This is a genomic window from Lichenihabitans sp. Uapishka_5 (genome assembly GCF_033947565.1).
Lineage (GTDB): Bacteria > Pseudomonadota > Alphaproteobacteria > Rhizobiales > Beijerinckiaceae > Lichenihabitans.
This window is the reverse complement of sequence record NZ_JARPVX010000051.1, coordinates 1-21,469: the sequence shown is the minus strand read 5'-3', so window position 1 is coordinate 21,469 and position 21,469 is coordinate 1. Positions and strand designations below refer to the sequence as shown.

Below are 21,469 nucleotides of genomic sequence, written 5' to 3'. Positions count from 1 at the left end.
CGGATGCCGTCAGCGCCCTTCGCGGTCGAAGATGCGGCGCTTGGCAGCCACGATGCCGGCGAGGCAGCGGTCGCGCCAAAGGCGCCGGTCGGCAAGACCGGCCTCGGAGGTTCTGGCCCGTCGATCGCGTTCGATGGCGCCCACAAGCGCCGGGGTCCATTCGCGCATCTCGGCCTGTTCTGCCGCGAGCCCCTGATACATCGGGCCGAGGTTGCGGCAATATTCGGCGATGCCCGCCTTGGCATTGAGGTCGATGGTTTCGAACGGACCCATGAAGGCCCAACGCAAGCCGAGCCCGTCCGACATGGCGCTGTCGAGATCCTCGGCCGAGCAGATGCCGTCGGCGACGAGCTTGAAGGCCTCGGCCAGGACGGCGCTTTGCAGACGGTTGACCACGAAGCCGTTGACCTCGCGGCTGAGGCGGATCGGTGCCTGGCCGACGTCGCGCATCAGCGTGGCGGCGCGGTCCACGGCGTCGGACGACGTCCAGGGCGCCGGCACGAGTTCGACAAGCGGGATCAGTTGCGGCGGGTTGATGGGATGCACCACCAGGCAACGTGCGCGCGTCGCCATGTCGGCCGTGAAGCTCGAAGCCGGCAGGCCCGAGGTGGAGGAGCCGATGACGATGCCGGGCGGCACCAGCGTGTCGAGTGTGCGGTAGAGCTCGCGTTTGACCTCGACCCGCTCGGGTGCGCTTTCCTGCACGTAGTCTGCGCCTGCGAGAGCGTCGTGCAACGACCCGGGCGTCGTGATGCGGTTCAAGACGGCGTCGCCCGTATCCGGCCCGGCGAGGCCTTCGGCCGCGAGTGCGGCAAGACTGTCCCGTGCACCCGCGAGCGCCGCGGCCTCTGCGGCAGGCGACACGTCGCTGAGCCGCACCGCGTAGCCGGCGCGGGCGAAGACCACCGCCCAGGCCGAGCCTACGACGCCGCCCCCGACGAGCGCGACCGTGCCGCGGGCCGGCTGGTGTTCGTCGCTCATCGGTGCGCTCCCAACGCTTCGACCCAGCCGAGGCCGGCGTCCGTGTCGCCAACGGGCTTATATTCCGCCCCGACCCAGCCCGCGTAGCCGAGCCGGTCGACCGCGGCGAGAACCGGTCGGTAATCGAGCGTACCGCCGTCGGGCTCGGCCCGACCTGGCACGGCGGCGATCTGAATATGACCGATCGTCGGCCAGAGGCGTGCCATGGTGGCGATCACATCGTTCCCGACCCGGCCCACGTGGTAGCAATCGAACATCAGCCGCACGTTGGGACGCCCGAGCGCCTGGACGATGGCGGCGCCTTCGTCGGCCGTGCTGTAGAAATAGTTCGGTGCATCGGCGGAATTCAGCGGCTCGAGCAGCAGCATGATGTCCGCCGCTGCGGCCTTGTCGGACGCACGCCGCAGGTTGTCGAGGAAGGTTTCGCGTGCCGCCGTGCGCGCTTCGGGCGGCACCCGGCCGGCCATGCAGTGGATGGCCGATCCGCCCGCGTAGCGACAGAAGGCGAGCGACTGGTCGACGGCCGCCTGGAATTCTGCCTCCCGGCCCGGCAGTGCGCCGAGCCCGTTCTCGCCCGCCGCCACGTCACCCCGCACGGTGTTGACCCCAAGAAGCGTCAGCCCGTGTCGCGCGCAGGCGTCCCGCACGGCTCCGGCCGGCGTGTCGTAGGGCCAATGCAGCTCGATCGCCTTGAAGCCCGCGCGCGCCGCCGCCGCGATCCCATCGAGCAGCGGCTGTCCGGCCCACAGGAAGCCGAGGTTGGCCGAGAAACGCGCCATGTGTGCGGGACTCCCTAGTTGGACGCGTTATTGGCCGAGGTGCTTGCCGAAGAAGGCTGCGATGTCGCCGAACGCCTCCTTGGCTTCCGGCACCGTATCGTCGAACTGGTATTGGGCGTGCGACTCGCCTTCATAGACGTTGAGGTCGGCCTCGACGCCCGCCCGACGCAACTTGCGGTGCACCCGCACCGTGTTGCTGAGCAGCTGGTCGCGCGTGCCGGTGGTCAGGATGGTGGGCGGGAAGCCGCCCATGTCGGCGTAAACGGGCGACAGCAGCGGGTCCTTCAAGTCGTGCCCGTGGGCGTAGAAAGCCGCGGCGTCGTCGCAGAAGCCTTTCGGCGACACCAGCACGTTGTCGACGAATTCGTTCGTATAAAAACTGTCGCCCGTCTTGGTGATGTCCGACATCGGCGTGCCCGGCGCGATCGCGCCGGGCATCGGCAGCCCGTCCTGCTTGGCTTTCACCACCATCTCGAGCGTCAGAGCGCCTCCGGCCGAGGTGCCGACGATGCCGACCTTCTTCGGATCGCTCGACTTGAGAACCGACTTGTAGACCGTGATCCCATCGTCGACCGCAGCGGGGAAATAGGCCTCGGGCGGCATCCTGTAATCGACCGAGATCACCCGGTAATGGCCGAAGCCGGCCATCATGATGCCTTCCGTCGTGCCGGACTCGCCCGGGAAATAAACGTAACAGCCGCCGTGCATGTGGATGATCGTCTTGTCGCGATTGGCGGCCGGCATGTCGTCGGGTGTCAGGACGTGGACCCGGACGCCGTCGATGGTCGAAGCTTCCATCTTCACGTGCAGCCGGTCCAGCATGGCCGGGAGGCCGGGCGTGACGCCGGCCGCGATTGCGTCGGCCTTGGCGCGCCACTCCTCGCCCGTTTTGGCGTGAAAGTTCCAGTCGGGATTGAGCGGCCGCGCGATGATCTCCTGCATGCCGGGGCTGATGTCGGCGGTCGGCGGGTTCAGGGTCTTGGCCGGCATCTCGAGTGGTTTTGCCGGCGCGGTCTGCGCCGAGGCGGGTGCCGCAATGCCGGCGGCCAAGAGGGCGATGGTGATGATCTTCATGGTGATCCTCCCTTTGGGGTTCGGCCGGTAGCCCCGGCTCAGTCCGTCAGCGACACGCCGTTCGCGGCGGCCACGAAATCCGACAGCGTCGGCACATAGTCCTGGCCATGGCCAGCCGCGACCGCAGCCGCAAAACTGTTGCGCACCGCGGCGCCGATCGGGTTCGCGACCTGCAGGGCCTGGGCGAAGCTCGCCAAGTAGGTCACGTCCTTGAGCCCATTGCTCAACGCGAACTTGTGGGCGTCGCGGTCACGCTCGATCACGTATTTGAAGAAGGTCTGGTAGAAGCCGCAATCCATCCGCCCGCCCCGCACCACGCTGTCGAAGGTCTTCGGTGCAAGGCCCGCCTTGGCGCCGATCATCAGGGCCTCGGAATACAGCGCCGCATAGCCCATCGACAGGAAGTTGTTGAGCAGCTTCATGGTGTGGCCCGTGCCGACCGGCCCGGTCGGGATGACGCGCCCCGCGAAGCTTTCGAGGACCGGCCGGACGCGATCGATCGCAGCGTCGTCGCCGCCCACCATCACGTCGAGCGTGCCCTCCCAGGCGTCCTTGGGGGTACGGCCGAGCGGCGCATCGATGAGCGTGATGCCGTGCGGTTCCAACGCCGCCGCGAGGCGCCGCGTCGAAGCGGGTTCGGAGGTCGAGCAATCCACGATGACGAGCGGCTTTCCGGCCGCCGCGAGCCCGTCCGGCCTTTCGACCAGCGCCTCGACCTGCGGCGAGCCCGTGACGCAGAGCACGACCACCTCGCAGGCTTCCGCCATGGCGCGTGGCGTCGTGACCTCGGTGGCGCCACGGCCGACGAGGTCGTCCAGCGCCTCGCGGCGACGATTGGCCATGACGGTGAGCGCGAAGCCCTTCTTCAGGATGTTCGCCGCCATGCCGTGGCCCATGAAGCCGAGGCCGATGAATCCGATGCGGTCCGCCATGGTGTGCCCTTATCGATCATGTTGGTTCCGGTTCGCGTCCCACGCACCGGTCGTCATCGCGTGTGAAGCGCGGCGATCCATGCCGCGCTATGATCGGCTCTAACGCCGCAAGGATATGCCCGCATCGCCTTGCTGCGCGCAAAGACGACTGAGGCCTCTGATCACCCTTTCGTCGGCACATACTGGCGCCAATTATGCCGTTCCTTGAAGCCCAGCACCTCGCGCGCTTTCTTGTTCGAATACAACGCCTCGTATTCTCCCAGATCCTTGCGAACCGGCACGTTGGGGTAGAAGCGCTTCAGGAGTTCGGCCGTCGGCAGGTCGGACGAGCAATCGTCCTGGCCGGCGTTGAAGATCTGGAAGCCGAGCCCGTCCTTCTGGATCGCAAGATCGACGATCTGCCCGAGGTCGCGGGCGTCGATGTAGCTCCAGGTGATGCGCTTGCGAAAGCCAGGGTCGGCGAAAAAGCCCGGGAACTGCTCGTATTCGTGCGGTTCGATGACGTTGCCGATACGGATCGCGTAGATGTCGCTCCCCGAGCGCTGCGCAAAGGCATGGGCGGTGCGCTCGTTGCAGATCTTCGACAGGGCGTAACTGTCCATCGGGTTCGACGGATAGTCTTCGTCGAGCGGGAAATAGGCCGGGTCACGCGCCTCATTGGCGAAAACGAGTCCGTAGGTGGTTTCCGAGGAGGCGATGATCGTCTTGCGGATGCCGAGTTTCTCGGCCGCCTCGATGATGTTGTAGGTCCCCATCGTGTTGATGCGGAAGGTTTCGTTGTCGGGCGTGATCATGATGCGCGGGATGGCCGCGAAATGCACCACGGCATCGACCTTGGGAGCCCGTAGCGAGGGGGCGAACTCGTGCTTCTCGAGCGTCGAGGTGAGGGCGTTGAACACTTGTCCGCTGTCGGTGATGTCGGTGATCAGCGTCCGGACCTTCGGATGGTCGAGCGGCTTCAGGTCGAGGTTGAGGATGTTGTAGCCCTGGTCGACAAGGTATTCGACGACATGGCGACCAGCCTTGCCGGTGCCGCCGGTGAAGACGATGTTTTTGGCCACTTGGTACTCCTAAGTTCGAAATTTAAAGACGCTGCGCCCGTCAGTCGGTCTCAGCCTCCATCACGGTTTCCTGCGTGGCGTCCGAGCGGTCGAGAATGCGGCTGATGCGGCCGCCCTTGACCACCACGATGCGGTCGCTGACGGCCAGCACTTCCGGCAGGTCCGACGAGATGGCGATGATGCCCATGCCGTCATGCGCGAGGCGGGCCATCAAGGCGTGGACCTCCGCCTTGGCGCCGATGTCGATACCCCGCGTCGGCTCGTCCACGATGAGGATCTTTGGCTTGCGGGCCACCCATTTGGCGATGACGAGCTTCTGCTGATTGCCGCCACTGAGGTTGACAACCTTCTGCTCGGTCGAGGGCGTCTTGATGCCGAGCGCGCGGACGAACTCGCCGCAGCGTGCCGCCTCCTGCCGCTTGTGCACGAACTGGCGCGGCGAATAGTCTTCTAGATGCGTGAGGCTGAAGTTCTCGCGCACGTTCATGCCGAGCACGAGGCCCTGGCTCTTGCGGTCTTCGGTGACGAAGCCGATGCCCTGCGCAATGGCGTCGCCGGGTTCCGCGATGAGGGCGTCGGCGCCCTCGATGCGGATGCGGCCGTCATGCGGCCGCATGCCGAAGATCATCTCCATGATCTCCGTGCGGCCCGCCCCGATGAGTCCGAAGAAGCCTAGGACTTCGCCGGCCCGCAGAGTGAAGCTGACGTCGCGCACCTTTGGCTGGTGGGCCGTGGGATTTCTCAACGTCAGCCCGTCCACCTCGAGCAGCACACGCTCCTGCGCGCTTGAAGCATGAATGGCGTAGAGCTGGGCCAGGTCACGGTCCACCATCTTGCGCACCAGGATCTCGCGCGTGACCTCCGCGATCGGCAGGGTGCCGACGGTGGCGCCGTCGCGCAGGATCGTGACCCGGTCGGCGATCTCGAAGAGTTCGTCGAGACGGTGCGAGATATAGACGAGCCCGATGCCGTCCTGCTTCAGCTGCCGCACGAGCCGAAGCAGCGTCACGGCCTCATGATGGCTGAGCGAAGCCGTGGGCTCGTCCATGACGATGACCTTGGCGTCTGACGCGATCGCCTTGGCGATCTCGACCATCTGTTTCTGACCGATGCTGAGTTGTCCCATCGAGACAGCCGGATCGATGTTGATCTCGAGCCGCGCCAACACGATCCGCGCATCGGCCCGCATGCGCGCCTTGTCGATGAGCCCGCTTCGGCGCAGCGGCTCCTTGGCGAGATAGATGTTCTCGGCAACGCTCAGGTTCTCGACGACGGAGAGCTCCTGGTAGATGATGCTGATGCCGAGCGCCCGGGCGTGCACGGGGTCGGTGATCTCGAGGGGCTCGCCCTCGATCAGGATGACGCTGCCCGGATCGGCCCGGAACACGCCCGTCATGATCTTCATCAGGGTCGACTTGCCGGCGCCGTTCTCGCCCGCAAGCGCCAGCACCTCGCCGCGCGACACGTCGAGATCGACATGCTTCAGCGCCCTGACCCCTGGAAAGGTCTTCGAAACGTCGCGCATCTGGAGGAATGGCGTCACGAGCGTTCCTTTGCCGGTGGCGGACCACCGGGTGGCGGTCCCACCCGGTGGCCACGCGGTCACTTGGTGTAGCTGCCCAGGTTGTCGGCCGTGACCACCGTCACTCCCGTGTCGATGTCCTTCGGGCTCGTGTCCCCCTTGCCTTGCACCTGATCGACGAGGGTCTCGACCGCGAGTTTGCCCATGGTGACGGGGCGTTGCACCATGATGGCCTGGATGAAGCCTTCCTTTACGCCCCGGACGGTGTCGGGCAGGTCGTCGAAGGCGATCACCTTGACGGTGCCCTTGCGGCTCGCGAATTCCTTGGCGCCCATCACCTTGGCGACCGACGGACCGCCGACCTGGCTCACGCCGAAGATGCCCTTCAGGTTCGGATGGGCGCGGAACAGCGCTTCATCGACCGACACGGCCTTGGCAAGGTCGTCCTCGGTGCCTTCCGTGGCGACGAGCTTGATGCCGGGCGAGGCGGCGAGCGCCTTCTTGATGCCGGCGATGCGCTCGTTGAGGTTGGTGGCCCCGAGCTGCCCCGTGACGATCGCGACCTCGCCCTGGCCGCCGAGCTGCTTGACCATCACGTCGCCCATGCTGGTGCCGGCGGCCTCGTTGACGGTACCGATATAAAGCGAGCGACCGCTCTTGGCGGAATCCGAGTCGAACGTCAGCACCTTGATGCCACCCTCGACGGCCTTCTTGATGATCCGCTCCACCGACTTCGGCTCGTTGACCGAAATGGCGATGCCATCGACGTGCTTGGCCATCAGATCCTCGATGATCTTGACCTGCGTCGAGCCTTGCGTGTTTTGCGGCACCACCCACTGGTAGTTGACGCCAAGCGCTTTGGCCTCGTCACTCGCGCCCTTGTTGCAATCGTCGAAGAACGGCACCGCCACCTTGGGCACCACCGCGATCGTGATGTCCTTGGCGTCCTTGGCGGCGGCCGCGCCGGTCAGTGCCGCACCGGCCAGCAGGGCCGAGATGGCGACGGCTGTGATCTGTTTCATGTGCGTTGTCCTTCCCTTATTTTGTTTGTTTTGTTTTGGTGCTGTTGGGCCGGTGCCGATCGAGGCGTTCAGCCCTTTCCGAAGCGGTTTCGGAACACGTCGAGGCTCACCGCGATCAGGATTACGGCGCCCGTGATGGCTTGCTGGGCATAGGTGTCGATGTTCATCAGCACCACGCCGTTCGAGATGATGCCGGCGAGCGCCGCGCCGATCACGGCACCCTCCACGCTGCCGATGCCGCCCGCGAGGCTCGCGCCGCCGATCGCGGCCGCGGCGATCACGTCGAGCTCGATGCCGAAACCGGAGGCCGGCTCGGCGGACAGGAACCGCGAGAAGCTGATGATGCCCGCCACCGAGGCGATGATGCCCGACAGTGCGTAAACCAGCAGCTTCACGCGGGCGGTCTTGACGCCGCTGAGGCGCGCCGCCTGCTCGTTGCCGCCGACCGCATAAACATGGCGGCCGAAGCGCGTGGAGCGCATCAACACCGCGAAGATGACGGCCATCACCAGCAGAACCACGACGGGGATCGGCACAAGCCCGACATAGCCCTGGCCGATCTCGGCGAAGCTGTCGGGCGTGTCGGGCGTCAACGGCACGCCGTGGGTGATCATGTACATGAGCCCGCGCCCGATCGAGAGCGTGCCGAGGGTGGCGATGAAGGGCGGCAGACCTATGCCGGTGACCAGCAGCCCGTTAACGAGCCCGAACACCACGCCGGTCGCGAGCCCACCTCCCACGCAGACGATCGTCGGCAGCCCGGCCTTGAAGCACAGCGCCGTGATGAGCGACGACAAACCCAGTACGGACCCGACCGACAGGTCGATGCCGCCCGTGACGATGACCATCACCATGCCGATCGACATGATGGCCACGAGCGAGAACGAGCGAAACACGCCCATCAGGTTGTCGGTGGTGAGGAAGTAGGGGGTCGAAACGCTGATCAGCGCCATGACGATGAGCAGCGCCGCGAGCACGTTGACTTCGCGCACACGCAGGACGGCGCCGAGGCGGGCCTCGATTGGGGACGCTCGATGTTCCGGCGATGCCGCTACGGATTTGTTGGCCATCGAGTCCTCCGGCTCGCGCCGTTCCGGTTGCTCCGTCATCGTCGGTCGGGCGTCATTCCCGGCAGGTCGAGATCGGCGATGCGGGCATACAGGCGGGCCACCGAAGCATCGTCATCCCGCCCCATGCCGGCCGCGGCCGTCATCAGGAACAGCTGCATAGCGCTGGCGGCCAGCGGGGTCGGGAACTTGGTGGCACGGCCGATATCGGCCACGATACCGAGATCCTTGGTGAAGATGTCGACCGCGCTGGCTGGACGGTAATCACCCTTCAGGATGTGCGGCACGCGGTTCTCGAACATCCAGGAATTGCCGGCCGAGCCCGTGATCACCTCGAACACCTTGTCGATGTCGAGGCCGAGGCGCTTGGCAAAGGCGATCGCCTCACAGGCCGCCGCGATATGCACGCCGGCCAGCAGCTGGTTGACGATCTTGAAGGCGGCGCCCGTGCCCGGTTCGTCGCCGAGCCGATGCACCGTTTTGGCCACCGCTCCGAGTGCGACCTCGGCGCGCGAGAAGGCCTGGGCGGAGCCGGAGGCCAGGATCGTGAGTTCGCCCGTGGCAGCCCTCCCGGCGCCGCCACTCATCGGCGCGTCGAGATAGTCCGGTCCTGCCTCGCTGACCCGGGCCGCGATGCGGCGTGCTTCGTCAGGTGCCATGGTGGCCGACGAGATCACCACGCCATTGGCCCGCATGGCCGACACGGCCCCGGAAGCCTGAGGCGTCCCGAACAGAACCCCTTCGGTTTGCAGAGCGTTCACAACGGCGACCACCAGAACGTCGGCGTCGCGCGCCGCCTCCGCGGCGCTGCCCATTACGGTGCCGCCGGCCTCGGTGAAGCGGCGTGCCGCATCGGCGTCGGGATCGTAGCCCGTGACCTCGGCGACCCGCTGCAGGGACGTGGCCATGCCATGTCCCATCGAGCCGAGACCGATTACGGCTATGCGTCGTGTTCCGCCCTGGGTCATCGTCTATCCGGACAAGCCGTTGCGATGAGCCGACCATAATGAGCAATGATAGCGCTGTCACCAATAAAGTGACAGCGCTATCATTTGTCATGATGTCGGCGTTGGCGCTGTTGTCCCAGCATTGTCGACCCATAGGGCCGTTGCGGCGGCTTTGTCCCTGGACCTCGTTCGGCGAAGGCTGCAACAGTGTGCGATGCAAAAATGCAAGCAGGGCACATGGGACGGCTGAAAGGAAACGGGAATTTGCACGCCCGCCCCATCACGCTGAGCGACGTCGCGCAACGGGCAGGGGTCAGCGAGATCACGGTGTCGCGCGTCCTGCGGGGGGTCGGGCCGCTCGCCGAGGGGACGCGCCTGCGGGTCATGGCCGTGGTCGAGGAGATGGGTTACGTGCCCAACCGGCTGGCCGGCACGCTGGCCTCGGCGGTGTCGGGTCTGGTGGGCGTCAGTGTCCCATCCTTGTCCAACATCGTGTTTCCCGAGGTGCTGCGCGGCATTCATGCCGGGCTCGAAGCATCCGGCCGGCAGGCCGTCATCGGCATCACGGATTATGACCTCCAGGCCGAGGAAACGCTGATCGGCTCGCTGCTGGCCTGGAAGCCCGCCGCCATGATCGTGGTGGGGTCGGACCACACGCCCGTCACGAGCCGCCGGCTCCGCCAGAGCGGCATCAGGGTCGCGGAGCTGATGGATTGCGACGTGCCGCCGATCGACCTCGTGGTGGGCATGTCGCACAAAGGCGCGGGCCAGGCGACGGCGCGGCACCTGATCGCCCGCGGATATCGCCGCTTCGCCTATGTGGGTCACGATTGGACCACCGACCGCCGAGCCCGGCTCCGCTATGAGGGTTTATGCGAGACGCTGAGGGAAGGGGGCCTCGGTCTCGTGGCCGAGATGCTGAGTTCTTCGGTCAGCTCCACCGAAGCAGGACGGGCGACGCTGAAGTCGCTGCTCGCCACCCGCCCCGACGTCGATGTCGTGGTGTTCTCAAACGACGACATGGCTGTGGGCGGTGTGTTTCACTGCATGACGGCGGGGCTTCGCCCCAGGACGGACCTGGGGCTGTTTGGCTTCAACGGGCTCGAGATCGGCCAGTCCCTGCCGCAACCCTTGTCCACGATCCGGTCGAACCGCTACCTCATCGGGCGCCTCGCGGCGGAGAAGATCCTCCAGCGCATCGACCGCCCGGAAGGCGGCGAAGTGATCGACACGGGTTTCGAGATTTGCGAAGGCGAGACGGCCTGACGCGGCGATTGTTGCGCTTAAGGTGCACGTCAGAGGGTGACGGGGCGGCTCGGGAACGTCCTGGTGCAACGGCACAACCCGTTATCGACGGCTTCGCGCCGCATGCATCAGGTGGCTGGCAGTGCGGTGATCTGGCATGTGTAGCGCCAGAACCGGACGTCTAGCGCGGCATGGCGTATCGTTGCTCACCGGCAGCATGCGCTGTGGGGCATAGCTTTGCACCGCGTTATGCTGAACAATTTAGGTGGCTCGGCCGGTGGGCGCTGTCGCGCAACCTCGGTCAGCGAAGGCTCGTTGCTCGTAGCCTTTGAAGAGCGCCAAAACGTCAAGCATTCATGGCAAAAGCGCCTCGGCGTACCCCGGCTTTCGACGCTGGCCTCTACCACTGCTGGTGGGAGTCTTTGCACGAGAGCGGAGGCCGCGCTGGCCTCAACGCCGCAAGCGCGTGACGTTTGTCTGTCAGGGTGAGATGAGATCCGTCGTATCGCCAACCATCATCAAGGTTGGCCGGAGTGCTCCCATGGCAGGGCGTAGAGCTTTGGGTCGTTGGCGAATGCCTTGGCGATCGAGGCTTTCACGGCCGGGGAGGCTTGGTAGATCGCCACGAATTTGGCGATGAGCGGGTCGTGGACGCGGTTTTTGCGCACCGCGAACAGGATGGCGAACTGCTTGTCGGAGACACCGGAATACAGGAGTCCGCTCGAGGGGTCGAAGGCATGGGCCGCTACGATGTAGTGCGGATAGCCGAAGGCCAGGTCGACGTCGGTGGCCACGCGCGCCAGTTGAGGCCCGTCCACCTCAGAAAACCGCAGGTGTTTCGGGTTGGCGACGATGTCGTCAATCGTGCCGCCGATCCCCACGCCATCCTTCAGCTTGATCAGCCCGGCGGTCTGCATCAGCACCAGGCATCGGCCCTGGTTGACGGGATCGCTGGCGATTGCGACGCTGCCGTTCTCGGGGATGGCGGCGAAGCTCTTATGCTTGAGCGAATACAGGCCGATGTTGGCCAGGACGCCGATGCCGGCATCCGTAAGGTCGAAACCGCCTGCCTTGATGGCGTTGTCCAGGAAAGGGCGGTGCTGGAAATAGTTCACGTCGATGTCGCCGGCCTGCAGGGCGATGTTTGGTGTCGTCCAGTCGCTGAACTCGATCACCTTGAGGTCGATGCTCTGCGCCGCGGCGTCAGCCACGGCGGCGTTGACGGAATCGGCGTAAACGCCGGGCAAGACGCCGATCTTGAGCGTTTCGGCGGCGGTGCCGCGGGCGATCCCAGCAAGCGTCATGAGGGCTGCCAGGAAAGCCAGGAGGGATCTGCGGGGGATCGGCACGGTGGCGCCTCGATGGTTCAGGGGAAACGGAAGGCGTGCCCGCAATGCGTCGGGGCGAGCCGCGACCGGCCGAACAACTTTTCGCGCAGCGTGCCGGGCGCGTAGGCGCGCTTGTAGCGGCCGCGGCGCTGCAGTTCGGGGACCAGCAGATCCACCACGGTCTCGAAGGTTTCGGGCCGCACCGCGAAGGTGAGATTGAAGCCGTCGAGCCTGGTGTCGTCGATCCAGGCCTCCAGGCCGTCCGCCACGGTCAGCGGCGAGCCCACCAGCAGTGGCCCGATGCCGCCGATACAAACGTGCTCCGCGACCTCGCGCACCGTCCAGCGGCGATCCGGGTCGGCGCGGGTGATGTTCTCGAGCGCCGAGCGGCCGGCGTCGTTCTCGACATGCTCGACGACCGCGTCGGGATCGAGTCGCGAAAAATCGATGCCGGTCCAGCCGGACATCAGCGTCAGCGCCCCTTGCGGGTCCGCATAGGCGCGGTAGTCGGCCAACAGTGCCTGCGCGGCTGCGTCGGTTTCGGCGACGATCACCGTCATCATGGCGAAGATCGTGACATCCTCGGGAGTTCGCCCGGCCGCGACCGCCGCCTGCCGAACGGCTGCGACGCGCGGACCGATCACCGCCTTCGAGGGGCCCGACATGAAGACGCATTCGGCATGGCGCCCCGCGAAGCCAAGCCCGGCCGGCGAGGTGCCGGCCTGATACAGCACCGGGGTGCGCTGAGGCGATGGCTCGCTCAGATGGATGGCATCGAGCCGGTGATGCGAGCCCTCGTGCGTGACCTTGCGAACGCGGGTCGGATCGGTGAACACGCCGCGCGCCTTGTCGGCCACCACGGCATCGTCGGCCCAGGATCCTTCCCACAGCTTGTAGACGACCTGCATGTAGTCCTCGGCCACCGCGTAACGGTCGTCGTGGCGGCGCTGCCCGGTCTGGCCCATGCCCTTGGCGGCGCTGTCGAGATAGCCCGTGACGATGTTCCAGCCGATGCGGCCATCCGTGAGGTGGTCGAGCGTCGACATGCGGCGCGCGAAGGGCAGGGGCGGCTCATACGACAACGTCACCGTGACGCCGAAGCCGAGGTGCTCGGTGACGGCCGCCATGGCGGGCACCAGCAGCATGGGATCGTTGTTGGGCACCTGCGTCGCATGGGCGAGCGCACTGTCGGGCGAGGCGCCATACACGTCGTAGAGCCCCAGCACGTCGGCCAGGAACAGCCCGTCGAACAGCCCGCGCTCGAGCGTCCGGGCGAGTTCCACCCAGGGCTGCAAGCGGTTGTAGTCGCGGGACCGGTCGCGCGGGTGGCGCCACAGCCCCGGCGACTGATGCACCACGCAGTTCATGTCGAAGGCGTTCAGACGGATTTCGCGCGGCATCTCAAATGGCACCATGGCGGGGAAGGTTGCGGCCGGAGTGACACGTGTCGGCGATCATACTGAATGTCCCGTGCATCGAGTCGTGCCGCGTGTGGGTGCAGGGAGTCCGATCGAGCGACGGGGCGGCGGGCGCAAGCAGCGCGACGACCTCGACAGCGTCGTGATGCGCCAAAGGTTGGATCGCGAAAAGCACTCGAGTTCCGGCTCCGACTGCTGCCGCTCGCAATCCCGGGTGGCGGCGTCGATGCCGAAATCCGCCGCGACCGCGCGAAGATTCACCAGCGCCTCCGCTTGGACGCGATGCAATGCGCGTCCGGCGGACGCTCGAAGGGCGGATGGTCGGCTTGCGCGCTCGTCATGGCCGGGGCGCTCTCACACCAGGCGGAGACTGCCGAAGCGCCCGTGGCCGTAGACAAGGCCGGTGCCGTCGCCGAGCGCGCCCCGCACGTCCCGGACGGCACCCAGCACGATGGCGTGGCTGTGGCGCTCGATGATCTCCTCGACCTCGCAGTCGATCACAGCCAGCGCCCCCACGAGGCCCTGGGCTCCCGAGCCCATGGTGATCCAGTCGGCATGCTCATAGCGCTCGACCCCCTTGGCGCCGCCGGCGCCGGCGAAGCGCGCCGCCACATCGGTCTGATCGGCATGCAGGACGTTGACGCAGAAGTGTCGGCGCCTGGCCACGACCGGCCAGGACGAGGACGCCCGGTTGATCGTCACCAGCATGGTGGGCGGGTCCATCGAAAGAGAGAGGGCCGAGGTGGCGGTAAGCCCCGTCCGCTCGTCACCGATGCCGGCCGTGATGACCGCGACGCCGCCCACGAGCCGCCGCATCGCGTCTTTCAGCGACAAGGCATCGGCATGCGGACGATGCAGGCTTCGCAGCGGTTGGTTCATGGATCGGCCTTTTGAAGAGGCGGGCACGCGGGGCGCCATCGCGGTTTCGGGCGTCGGACGCCGGTCATTCTATGGGCCAAGATCAACATGGTCTACAAAAATTGTCAACTTCATCAAGGCAGGTTGACGCCTGCCGTTGCGGGGTTGGCGTGGTCCGTCCCTGTCAGACGAAGGCACGCAATGGAGGCACACCGACCGCACGGTTCTGCAGGTCAGATCATTAGTACACAAATCTAGTTGACTATCAGCTCGGCTTGGTGTGGTCTTCGGGTGTCGCCACGTCGCGGCTTTCCTGGACCCCTCCTGATGATCGATGCCCGTCTCACCCTCCCGCGCCGCAGCCTGCTTCGGATGGGCGCTGGCTTGTGCGCCGCCACGGCTCTCGGTGGTACTGCAGCGCAGGCCGACGAGGCGGCGGCTCCGGTCGCCGTAGGTGACCCGAAGCTTTCGTTGAAGGGCAGGACGATCGCCATCAGCGTCGCGGGAACCGACCACTTCTTCGACCTAAAGGCCTACCAGGCTCAGGTCGAGACCGTGAAGGAGCTCGGCGGTACACCCATCGGACTCGATGCCGGGCGCAGCGACAAAGCGCTGGTCAGCCAGCTGCAGACGCTGGTGACCCAGAAGCCCGATGCCGTGATCCAGACGCTCGGCACCCTTACGGTGGTGGACCCGTGGCTGAAGAAGCTGCGTCAGGCCGGCATTCCGGTCTTCTCGGTAGACTTGCCGTCCACCAACGTCATCAACACGGCCACCTCGGACAATTTTTCCCTCGGCTCGCAGCTGGCGCTGCAACTGGTTTCCGACATTGGCGGCAAGGGCAATGTCGTGGTGTTCAACGGCTTCGCGGGCGTGCCGGTCTGCGAGATCCGCTACACGCAGTTGAAGACGGTGCTGAAATATTATCCCGAGGTGAAGATCCTCGAGCCCGAGCTGCGCGACGTCATTCCTAACACGGTGCAGGACGCCTACGCCCAGATCACGGCGCTGCTGAGCAAATATCCCGAGAAGGGGTCGATCGCGGCGATCTGGTCGGCCTGGGATATCCCGCAGCTCGGCGCCACCCAGGCGCTGGTCGCGGCGGGCCGGGACGACATCCGCACCTATGGGGTCGACGGCACCCCGGAGGTCCTGGCGCTCGTCAAGGACCCGAAGGCCCCGGCGGGCGCGGTGGCGGCCCAGCAACCGGGCGTGATCGGCCGCACCGCCGTGCTCAATCTCGCCCGCTACCTGAATGGTGACACGAGCCTGCCGTCGCAAACCTTCCTGCCGGCCATCATCGCCAACAAGGCGAATGCCGCCGAGGTGCAGAAACAGCTCGGACAGGTTTGAACCGTCCGAGCTTGGCGCGGCGCCCGTCCTCCCCCGGGCGCCGCGCCCTTTTACGGCCGACCCGGAGCCTGCCTCGATGACCTCCCCTTCAGGGACGCCGGCCCTCGCCATGACGGGGCTCGTCAAGTCCTTCGGTCCGACGCGCGCCCTCGATGGCGCCGGGCTGACGGTCGCGTCCGGCACCATTCATGGCCTTGTGGGCCAGAACGGCGCCGGCAAGTCGACGCTCATTAAGGTGCTGGCCGGGTTGGTGACGCCCGAGGCCGGAATGGTGGCTTTCGATGGCCGCATCCTGCCCAACCTGCGATCGGGCGACGCCGAGGCGCTCGGCATCGCCTTTATTCACCAGGACCGCCTGCTGGTGCCGACCGCAACGGTCGGCGAGGCGCTGTTCCTCGGCCGCGAAGCAGCCGGATCGGGCTTCGGTCTCTGGCGCGGCACCTTGCAGGAGCGCGCCGATGCGGCGCTCGATCGTTTCTTCGGTCTCACGCTGCCGCGCGGCGTGCTGATCCGCGACCTGTCAACCGCGCAGCAGCAGATCGTGCAGATCACGCGGGCGCTCCTGACCGATCCGAAGCTGGTGGTCTTCGACGAGCCGACGGCCGCGCTGGCCCGGCGCGAGGTCGAGAGCCTGTTCGCCGCAATCGAGCGCCTCAAGGCGCGCGGCATCGCCATCCTCTACATTTCGCATTACCTGGCCGAGATCGAGCGGATTTGCGACAGCGTGACGGTGATGCGCAACGGCCGCGACGTCGCCCATCTCGACGCCAAGGCGACAACAACCTCGGCCATCACGCGCCTGATGGTCGACCGTGACGTCACCGAATTGTTTCCCAGGCACCGCAACCGGCCGGGCGGCCCGTTGCTGATGGTCACCGGCCTCGCTGTTCCGCCGCAGGTCCAGGACGTGTCGTTCACGCTGCGGCGTGGCGAGGTGCTGGGTCTCACGGGGCTGCTCGGCTCCGGCACCAAGGAGGTCGCCAAGGCGCTGTTCGGGTTGGCGCCGGCCAGGGCCGGCACCGTGTCGGTGGCCGAGCAACCTGTTGTGATCCGCAGTCCCGCCGATGCGGTGCGGCGCGGCCTTGCCTTGGTGCCGGAAGACCGCCGCGCCCAGGGCGTCGCGCTCGATCTCGGCCTGCGCGAGAATCTGACGCTCGCCAGTCTCGGCCGGGTAAGCCGGCGCGGCTGGCTCGACCGAAACGCCGAACGCACCACCGCGGAGCGCCTGGTCGCCGATCTGCAGATCAAGGCGGGCGGCCTCGAGGTGCCGGTGCGGACCTTGAGCGGCGGCAACCAGCAGAAGGTGGCGCTCGGCAAATGGCTGGCGCGCGATGCGGGCGTCTACATTCTGGACGAGCCGACCGTCGGGGTCGATGTCGCGGCCAAGGCCGAGATCTACCGGCTAGTCGCCGCCCTGGCCGATCAAGGCGTCGGCATCCTGCTGCTATCGTCCGACCTCGACGAACTGCTTGGCGTTTGCGACCGCGTGCTCGTCATGTACCGCGGCCGGGTGGCGTCGGACCATCGCGCCGCCGACACGAGCGCCGCCAGCCTTCTCGACGCCACCCTGACCGGGTCCCGACCACGCGAGACTGCCAGCCATGCCGCCTGACACCACGCAGGCGCTTACGGCGTCGCGCTATCCCGGGAGCCCCGCGTCGCTGCGACGGCCCTCCGCGCCGCGCTGGCGCAACTGGGCTGTGGCGGTCGGCACGCAGGGGCTCCGCGCTGGCGGCCTGATCCTGTTCCTGGCCGTGCTGGGCGGCTTCGCGATCGCGGCGCCAGCCTTTCTGACACCCGCCAATCTAGGCCTGATCCTGGCTCAGTCGGCCGTGCTCGGCATCCTCAGCCTCGGCCTCACGCTGGTGCTGATCACCGGCGGCAGCGACGTGGTCGGGGGTGGCATCGATCTTTCGCTCGCCGGCACGCTCGGGCTATCGGCCGCAACCTTCGCGAACCTCAATCAGGCCGGCTACGGCGACGGGGCCTGTGTGGCGGCCGCCCTTGCGATCGGTGTGACGGTGGGGCTCATGAACGCGGTCGCGGTGGTGCGGCTGCGCATCCTGCCGCTGCTGGCGACCCTGGCGGTGATGAACATCTGCGAAGGCCTCGAGCTCGTGGTGACGGAAAACACCACGGTCGCGGCCGCCTCGCCGTTGCTCGATGGCCTCGGCCAGACGGGTCCTTTCGGGGTTCCGGTGCTCGGCTATGTGTTGCTGGCCGTGACGCTCGCACTCGGCCTCGCGTCGCGCCGCACGACCCTCGGGTTGCGGGCCTATGCGGTGGGTGGCCATCCCGAAGCCGCACGGGCGGCCGGCATCGTGCCGGAACGCTACGTCGCCGCCTCTTATGTGTTGAGTGGCGGGCTCGGCGGCCTCGGTGGCATCGTGTCCGTGGCCTTTCTCAACAGTGCCACGGGCGGTTCGGCCGACATGCTGCTGCCCGTTGTGGCCACGGCCTTCCTGGGCTTCATCTTCTCGCGCCGGTTGGTGCCGACCGTCACCGGCACGCTGTTGGCGGCGGTGTTCCTGGGCAGCCTCAGCAACGGCTTCCAGCTGCTACGGCTTTCCACCTATTGGGTGAACGGCATCGAGGGGGCGTTGATCCTGGCGGTCGTGGGGGCCACCGCGGGCCTCAGCAAGGGACGTCGCGCATGAGCTCCGTCTCGATCGACCGCCAGGCGCGTCTACCGCGCGGCACGGACCTTCTCCGCTTCGGCGTCCCGGCCGCCCTGGCGGCCGTGCTGCTGGTGTTTGCCATCGCGGCGCCCGGCTTCCTGACGCTCAACAACGTTGCGGGCGTGCTGGTCAACAATGTCGCGCTCACGGCCATCGTGGCGCTGGCCATGACGCTGGCGGTTGCGGCCGGCGGCACGGATTTGTCGGTCGGCACGGCGGTCGACCTCGGCAGCCTCGCCTTCGTGAGCGCGATCGCGGCGGGGCATCCGGTCTGGATTGCGGCCTTGCTGGGCGTTCTGGCCGGTGTCGGCACCGGCGTGTTCAACGCCATCCTGATCGCGCGGCTGGGCATCACGCCGTTTCTGGCGACGCTCGGCACCTTGTTCATCGGCCATAGCCTGCAGCAGTTGACCACCGACGGCGGCAACCCCGTTTATGTGTCCGCTGCCAGCATCCCACCGGCGCTCGCCTTCATCGGCCATGGATCGGTGCTGGGTGTGCCGTTCGTTCTGTGGCTGTTGGCCGGGCTGGCGTTCGGCACCTGGCTGGTGCTTGCGCGGACACGCTTCGGCCGGGAGGTGCTGGCGATCGGGGTCGAGCCGCAGGTGGCGCTCTATTCCGGCCTGCCGGTCGGCCGCATCCTGACGCTTGTGTACGGGGCGAGCGCTGCGCTCGCGGCCGTGGCCGGTATCCTCTTGTCGGCGCACGTCAATGCTTATGTACCGTATTCGGGCAACGCCTACCTGCTCGACAGCATCGGGGCGGCCTTTATCGGCACATCGCTCAGCCGCACCCGGCGGGCCAACGTGCCCGGCACCCTGCTTGGCGTCGCCTTGTTCGGCTTTGTGCAGAACGGCCTGCTGCTGGTCGGCTGGAATTTTTACTGGCAGCAGGTCGGCACCGGCATCTTGATCTTCGGCGCTCTGCTGCTCGCCTTCGCGGGTCGCGGCAGCGCGGCTCGGGGCCGGCCGGGAGCCCACTGATGCCCAAACCCATCATCCTCAACGCGTTTTCGATGAACACGCCGAGCCACTTGTCGCCGGGCCTGTGGCGGCACCCCCGCGACAAGGGCACAGCCTATACGAAGCTATCGACCTGGATCGAGCTTGCGCAACTGCTGGAGCGCGGCGGCTTCTCGGCCCTGTTCCTGGCCGACTCGCTCGGCGCCTATGAAAGCTTCGGCGGCAGCCCCGAGTCCACCTATCGACATGGTCTGCACGCGCCCATCAACGACCCGTTTCTGCTTGTTCCCGCCATGGCGGCCGCCACCCGCCACCTTGCCTTCGCGGTGACGGCCTCCGTGTCCTATGAACATCCCTTCGCGCTGGCGCGCCGCTTCTCGACCCTCGACCACCTGACCGAAGGGCGGATCGGCTGGAACATCGTCACCTCGGCACTCGACAGTGCGGCCCGCAATTTCGGCCGTCCGGCGCAGCTCGACCATGACGCGCGCTACGACCGGGCCGAGGAATATCTGCAGGTCTGCTACAAGCTGTGGGAAGGCTCCTGGGACGACGACGCCGTGCGGCGCGATAAGGCGAGCGGCCTTTACGCCGACCCGTCGCGCATTCGCGCCATCGACCACCATGGTGACTATTTCGACGTTGCCGGCCCGCATCTCTGTGAACCGTCGCGGCAGCGTAGCCCGGTGCTCTACCAGGCTGGCGCCTCGCAACGCGGCCGCGCCTTTGCGGCGACCCATGCCGAATGCATCTTCGTCGGCGCACCCTCGAAGCCCGCCTTGAGCCGCACGGTCAAGAACCTCCGGGCAGCCCTCGCGGCCGCCGGACGCGATCCCGCAAGCGTTCCGATCATCGCCGAACACACGGTCATCACGGCTCCCACCGCCGGGCAAGCGGAAGCCAAGCGCCTCGACTACCAGCGTTACGCGTCGCCCGAAGGTGCGCTGACCCTGATGTCGGGGTGGATCGGCGTCGATCTCAGCCGCTACAGCCTCGACGATCCGTTCGAGCATGTCGAAAGCAACGCCATCCGGTCGGCCGTCGATGCGATGAGCGCCAACGACCCCGGCCGGGTGTGGACGATCGGCGAGATCGCGGCCTATCTCGGCATCGGCGGCCTCAGCCCCGCCACCAGTGGGCCGCCCGAAGGTGTAGCGGACGCGCTGGAAGGCTGGATCGCCGATACCGGCATCGACGGTTTCAACTTGTCCTATGCGGTGCTCGACGACAGCTTCCGCGACTTCGTCGACCTGGTGGCACCGGTGCTGGCGCGCCGTGGCCTGCATCCCGGCTACGAGCCGGGCAGCTTTCGCCAAAAGCTTTTCGGTCGGGGCGATCGCCTGCCAACCAGCCATCCCGCCGCCGCCTTCCGACACGGCGCGCAGCCCGCCCTCGGTCTCGCCTAATCTCCCTGGATCATCCATGACGCTCAACCACGACGCTTGGGGCGCCGGCCCTACGGACCGCTATCACAGCCTGATGGAACCCTTCCGCCCCGTGTTGACGCGCATCCGCGACGGTGCGGCGGCGCGAGAGCGGAACCGCCTGCTGCCGCATGCCGAGCTTGGCTGGTTGAAACAGGCCGGACTGACGGCCGTGCGCCTGCCCGCCGAGCAGGGTGGCGCCGGCGCGAGCCTGCCCGAGTTTTTCGCCCTGTTGATCGAGCTTTCGGCCGCCGATTCGAACCTCGCCCAGGCCCTGCGGTCGCATTTCGGCTTCGTCGAAGAGATCCTGCAGAGTTCCGATGCCGCCCATCGCGCCACCTGGATACCCCGCATCGCACGGGGCGACACGGTCGGCAGCGCCCGCAGCGAGGGCGGCGCCGCCACCCAGGCGCATTTCGACACCGTGGCGACGCGCGACCGAGACGGCTGGCGGATCGACGGCGCGAAGTTCTACACGACCGGATCGCTGTACGCCGACTGGCTGCATGTCGCGGCCACCCGGGCGGAGGATGGTGTTTCGGTCACCGGCCTCGTGTCGCGGCAGGCGCCGGGCCTCGTGATCGAAGACGATTGGGATGGTTTCGGCCAGCGCCTCACCGCCAGCGGCACGGCCCGCTTCACCCAGGTGCCGGTGCGCGACGCCGACATGGTCGAAGACAGCAGCATCTTTCCTTATACGCTGCCGTTCTACCAGCTCGTGCATCTCGCCACGCTGGCCGGCATCGGCCGGGCCGCCGCGCGGGAGCTGGCCGAGGCCGTGGCGGGGCGTCGCCGCAGCTATACCCACGGGGCCGCGT

Annotated in this window: 19 protein-coding genes; 7 read left to right on the top strand and 12 right to left on the bottom strand. The window is 67.0% G+C overall.

From position 1 onward, the window contains the following. Positions 1-9 precede the first annotated feature (9 nt). The 9 genes from P7D22_RS15755 to ltnD form a co-directional block, all read right to left on the bottom strand. Positions 10-981 carry a 3-hydroxyacyl-CoA dehydrogenase gene (locus P7D22_RS15755; RefSeq protein ID WP_319935205.1) on the bottom strand — a complete coding sequence of 324 codons (972 nt, stop codon included), beginning with the start codon at positions 979-981 and terminating at the stop codon, positions 10-12. Then, the gene (locus P7D22_RS15750) at positions 978-1,760 is read right to left on the bottom strand and encodes a hydroxypyruvate isomerase family protein (protein WP_319935204.1); all 783 of its coding nucleotides are present in this window, start codon (positions 1,758-1,760) and stop codon (positions 978-980) included. Before P7D22_RS15750 ends, P7D22_RS15755 begins: the two co-directional genes overlap by 4 nt. 27 nt (positions 1,761-1,787) lie before the next feature. Further along, positions 1,788-2,834, bottom strand: coding sequence for an alpha/beta hydrolase (locus P7D22_RS15745; protein ID WP_319935203.1), 1,047 nt, complete (start codon positions 2,832-2,834; stop codon positions 1,788-1,790). A gap of 38 nt (positions 2,835-2,872) precedes the next feature. After that, complete coding sequence (locus P7D22_RS15740) at positions 2,873-3,766, bottom strand: NAD(P)-dependent oxidoreductase (RefSeq protein ID WP_319935202.1); 894 nt, start codon at positions 3,764-3,766, stop codon at positions 2,873-2,875. Between the two features lie 161 nt (positions 3,767-3,927). Continuing rightward, positions 3,928-4,827, bottom strand: a complete 900-nt coding sequence (locus P7D22_RS15735) for an NAD-dependent epimerase/dehydratase family protein (RefSeq protein ID WP_319935201.1) — start codon at positions 4,825-4,827, stop codon at positions 3,928-3,930. Positions 4,828-4,867: 40 nt separating this feature from the next. Then, on the bottom strand, positions 4,868-6,370 hold the full coding sequence (locus tag P7D22_RS15730) for a sugar ABC transporter ATP-binding protein (RefSeq protein WP_319935200.1): 1,503 nt from the start codon (positions 6,368-6,370) through the stop codon (positions 4,868-4,870). 59 nt (positions 6,371-6,429) lie between these two features. Beyond that, positions 6,430-7,371 (bottom strand): sugar-binding protein, encoded by a 942-nt coding sequence (locus tag P7D22_RS15725; protein ID WP_319935199.1) that lies wholly within the window; start codon positions 7,369-7,371, stop codon positions 6,430-6,432. Between the two features lie 68 nt (positions 7,372-7,439). Continuing rightward, the gene (locus P7D22_RS15720) at positions 7,440-8,441 is read right to left on the bottom strand and encodes an ABC transporter permease (protein ID WP_319935198.1); all 1,002 of its coding nucleotides are present in this window, start codon (positions 8,439-8,441) and stop codon (positions 7,440-7,442) included. 35 nt (positions 8,442-8,476) lie between these two features. Further along, on the bottom strand, positions 8,477-9,406 hold the full coding sequence (gene ltnD / locus P7D22_RS15715; protein ID WP_319935197.1) for an L-threonate dehydrogenase: 930 nt from the start codon (positions 9,404-9,406) through the stop codon (positions 8,477-8,479). Between the two features lie 243 nt (positions 9,407-9,649). Between ltnD and P7D22_RS15710 the strand changes: the two genes are divergently transcribed. Further along, positions 9,650-10,651: a LacI family DNA-binding transcriptional regulator gene (locus P7D22_RS15710; RefSeq protein WP_319935196.1), complete on the top strand. Its 1,002-nt coding sequence runs from the start codon at positions 9,650-9,652 to the stop codon at positions 10,649-10,651. Between the two features lie 497 nt (positions 10,652-11,148). On the opposite strand, the gene P7D22_RS15705 is transcribed toward P7D22_RS15710, so the two are convergent. The 3 genes from P7D22_RS15705 to P7D22_RS15695 all read right to left on the bottom strand — a co-directional run bounded on the left by P7D22_RS15705 (position 11,149) and on the right by P7D22_RS15695 (position 14,255). Then, complete coding sequence (locus tag P7D22_RS15705) at positions 11,149-11,934, bottom strand: MetQ/NlpA family ABC transporter substrate-binding protein (protein ID WP_319935214.1); 786 nt, start codon at positions 11,932-11,934, stop codon at positions 11,149-11,151. A gap of 62 nt (positions 11,935-11,996) precedes the next feature. Further along, positions 11,997-13,358 carry an LLM class flavin-dependent oxidoreductase gene (locus tag P7D22_RS15700; protein ID WP_319935195.1) on the bottom strand — a complete coding sequence of 454 codons (1,362 nt, stop codon included), beginning with the start codon at positions 13,356-13,358 and terminating at the stop codon, positions 11,997-11,999. A 372-nt stretch (positions 13,359-13,730) separates the two neighbouring features. Continuing rightward, positions 13,731-14,255, bottom strand: a complete 525-nt coding sequence (locus P7D22_RS15695; RefSeq protein ID WP_319935194.1) for a flavin reductase family protein — start codon at positions 14,253-14,255, stop codon at positions 13,731-13,733. A 306-nt stretch (positions 14,256-14,561) separates the two neighbouring features. On the opposite strand from P7D22_RS15695, the gene P7D22_RS15690 reads away from it, so the two are divergent. The 6 genes from P7D22_RS15690 to P7D22_RS15665 form a co-directional block, all read left to right on the top strand. Then, on the top strand, positions 14,562-15,587 hold the full coding sequence (locus P7D22_RS15690; protein ID WP_319935193.1) for a sugar ABC transporter substrate-binding protein: 1,026 nt from the start codon (positions 14,562-14,564) through the stop codon (positions 15,585-15,587). Between the two features lie 76 nt (positions 15,588-15,663). Then, positions 15,664-17,199, top strand: a complete 1,536-nt coding sequence (locus P7D22_RS15685; protein WP_319935192.1) for a sugar ABC transporter ATP-binding protein — start codon at positions 15,664-15,666, stop codon at positions 17,197-17,199. After that, positions 17,189-18,244: an ABC transporter permease gene (locus P7D22_RS15680; RefSeq protein WP_319935191.1), complete on the top strand. Its 1,056-nt coding sequence runs from the start codon at positions 17,189-17,191 to the stop codon at positions 18,242-18,244. The genes P7D22_RS15685 and P7D22_RS15680 overlap by 11 nt, the downstream gene beginning before the upstream one ends. After that, entirely contained in the window at positions 18,241-19,248 is a 1,008-nt protein-coding gene (locus tag P7D22_RS15675) for an ABC transporter permease (RefSeq protein WP_319935190.1), read from the top strand. The genes P7D22_RS15680 and P7D22_RS15675 overlap by 4 nt, the downstream gene beginning before the upstream one ends. Beyond that, a complete protein-coding gene (locus P7D22_RS15670) occupies positions 19,248-20,633 on the top strand; it encodes an LLM class flavin-dependent oxidoreductase (protein ID WP_319935189.1) in 1,386 nt (461 codons plus the stop codon). Before P7D22_RS15675 ends, P7D22_RS15670 begins: the two co-directional genes overlap by 1 nt. Positions 20,634-20,649: 16 nt before the next feature. Further along, positions 20,650-21,469, top strand: an 820-nt coding sequence (locus tag P7D22_RS15665; RefSeq protein ID WP_319935188.1) for an acyl-CoA dehydrogenase family protein, incomplete at its 3' end; no start/stop codon positions are given.

Coding starts and splice junctions, on each gene's coding strand:
- P7D22_RS15755 (WP_319935205.1), bottom strand. CDS start 981: ATGAGCGACGAACACCAGCCGGCCCGCGGCACGGTCGCGCTCGTCGGG.
- P7D22_RS15750 (WP_319935204.1), bottom strand. CDS start 1,760: ATGGCGCGTTTCTCGGCCAACCTCGGCTTCCTGTGGGCCGGACAGCCG.
- P7D22_RS15745 (WP_319935203.1), bottom strand. CDS start 2,834: ATGAAGATCATCACCATCGCCCTCTTGGCCGCCGGCATTGCGGCACCC.
- P7D22_RS15740 (WP_319935202.1), bottom strand. CDS start 3,766: ATGGCGGACCGCATCGGATTCATCGGCCTCGGCTTCATGGGCCACGGC.
- P7D22_RS15725 (WP_319935199.1), bottom strand. CDS start 7,371: ATGAAACAGATCACAGCCGTCGCCATCTCGGCCCTGCTGGCCGGTGCG.
- P7D22_RS15720 (WP_319935198.1), bottom strand. CDS start 8,441: ATGGCCAACAAATCCGTAGCGGCATCGCCGGAACATCGAGCGTCCCCA.
- ltnD (WP_319935197.1), bottom strand. CDS start 9,406: ATGACCCAGGGCGGAACACGACGCATAGCCGTAATCGGTCTCGGCTCG.
- P7D22_RS15705 (WP_319935214.1), bottom strand. CDS start 11,934: ATGACGCTTGCTGGGATCGCCCGCGGCACCGCCGCCGAAACGCTCAAG.
- P7D22_RS15700 (WP_319935195.1), bottom strand. CDS start 13,358: ATGCCGCGCGAAATCCGTCTGAACGCCTTCGACATGAACTGCGTGGTG.
- P7D22_RS15695 (WP_319935194.1), bottom strand. CDS start 14,255: ATGAACCAACCGCTGCGAAGCCTGCATCGTCCGCATGCCGATGCCTTG.
- P7D22_RS15690 (WP_319935193.1), top strand. CDS start 14,562: ATGATCGATGCCCGTCTCACCCTCCCGCGCCGCAGCCTGCTTCGGATG.
- P7D22_RS15685 (WP_319935192.1), top strand. CDS start 15,664: ATGACCTCCCCTTCAGGGACGCCGGCCCTCGCCATGACGGGGCTCGTC.
- P7D22_RS15680 (WP_319935191.1), top strand. CDS start 17,189: ATGCCGCCTGACACCACGCAGGCGCTTACGGCGTCGCGCTATCCCGGG.
- P7D22_RS15675 (WP_319935190.1), top strand. CDS start 18,241: ATGAGCTCCGTCTCGATCGACCGCCAGGCGCGTCTACCGCGCGGCACG.
- P7D22_RS15670 (WP_319935189.1), top strand. CDS start 19,248: ATGCCCAAACCCATCATCCTCAACGCGTTTTCGATGAACACGCCGAGC.